This window comes from Streptomyces sp. NPDC086766 (assembly GCF_044746005.1).
Taxonomy (GTDB): domain Bacteria; phylum Actinomycetota; class Actinomycetes; order Streptomycetales; family Streptomycetaceae; genus Streptomyces.
On the sequence record NZ_JBIVBI010000059.1, the window covers coordinates 1 to 1677 of the forward strand.

General features: G+C 69.2%; 1 protein-coding gene. It reads left to right on the forward strand.

The features are described 5' to 3' along the window. Nucleotides 1-125: 125 nt before the first annotated feature. Nucleotides 126-1505 carry an IS1380 family transposase gene (locus tag ACIPM1_RS33820; RefSeq protein ID WP_402441206.1) on the forward strand — a complete coding sequence of 460 codons (1380 nt, stop codon included), beginning with the start codon at nt 126-128 and terminating at the stop codon, nt 1503-1505. The last annotated feature ends 172 nt before the right edge of the window (nt 1506-1677 follow it).

Genomic DNA, 1677 nt, shown 5'->3' on the forward strand with positions numbered 1-1677 from the left:
TAACCTCGCGCTTTCGCGAGCGGCCCTGTCCGGGTCTTGATCAAATAAGTGGAGAGTGCTGCTGACCTGCAACGATGGGACTTGTCGAGGGTCCTGTCAGCTGCAAGGAAAGAAGCACTCTCCAGGTGAAGAAGCGTAGCGGGTCGTATCCGCGTGTTCGTGTCGAGGGCGGCGGCCCTGGGGCGGTCTCGCAGGCCGGGTCGGTACTGCTGGTCGAAACAGTCCGCAAGTCCGGCCTGGACACCGCGATATCGGCGGCACTCACGCCGTGGCGCAAACCGCGGGCCGTGCACGATCCAGGCAAGATCCTGCTGGACGTGGCCCTGGCCGTCGCACTCGGCGGAGACTGTCTGGCCGACGTCGGCCTGCTGCGGGCCGAGCCGGCTGTGTTCGGCCCGGTGGCCTCCGATCCCACCGTCTCCCGTCTCGTCGACGCACTCGCTGCGTCTGGACCGAGAGCTCTTGCGGCGATCCGGGGCGCGCGTTCCCAAGTGCGCGAGCGAGTCTGGGACCTGGCCGGTGAGAGCAGTCCGGCCGCCGACGGCCAGGTGGTTGTGGACATCGACGGCGTGCTGGTGCTCGCACACTCCGAGAAGCAGGACGCCACCGCGACCTGGAAGAAGACCTTCGGCCATCACCCGCTCGTCGCGTTCGTCGACCACGGCCAGGCCGGTTCCGGAGAGCCGGTGGGCGCCCTGCTACGGCCCGGCAACGCGGGCTCCAACACCGCCGCCGACCACATCGAAACCGCCCAGCTCGCCCTGGCCCAGCTGCCCAAAGCCCTGCGGCGGGGACGCCAGACACTGATCCGGACCGACTCCGGCGGCGGCACCCACTCCTTCCTCGACTGGCTCTCCCGGCCCGGACGATGGCTGTCGTATTCCGTCGGAATGACCATCACCGACGCCATCCACCAAGCCGTGCTGAAGATCCCGAAGAAGGCGTGGACGCCGGCCTACGACGCGGGCGGCACCGAGCGGCCCGGCGCCTGGGTCGCGGAGATCACCGACATGCCCGACCTGAGCACCTGGCCGAAGGGCATGCGGCTGATCGTCAGAAAGGAACGCCCCCACCCCGGCGCCCAGTTGCGCTTCACCGACCTCGACGGACTGCGGCTGACCTGCTTCGCCACGAACACCAAGGGCGGCCAGCTCGCCGACCTCGAGCTGCGTCACCGCCGGCGGGCCCGCTGCGAGGACCGCATCCGAAACGCCCGTGACACCGGCCTGCGCAACCTGCCCCTGCACGACACCGCGCAGAACCGGATCTGGCTGGAGATTGTCTCCCTCGCGCTCGACCTCCTGGCCTGGATGCCGATGCTCGCCCTGACCGGCGACACCCGCCGCTGGGAACCCAAGAAGCTCCGCCTGCGCCTGTTCTCCGCCGCCGCCCAGCTCGTGCACACCGGACGCCGCCACTGGCTCCGCTTCACCGCCCGATGGCCCTGGACGCCCGTGATCACCCACGCGATCAACCGGCTCCACACCCTCCCGAACCCCGGCTGACCAGCCACTTCGACCGTCCCGACAACCCGCACCACCACACCGGCGAAGTGGAACCCGGCGCACACCCGACGCGAGAGCCGGGCCCTCAGCCTGCCCCAGCCCCGAAAAGACCCCATCACACAGACACAGAGTCCCCGTCAGCAAGCTGACGGGCACTCATGAACGATCGAGG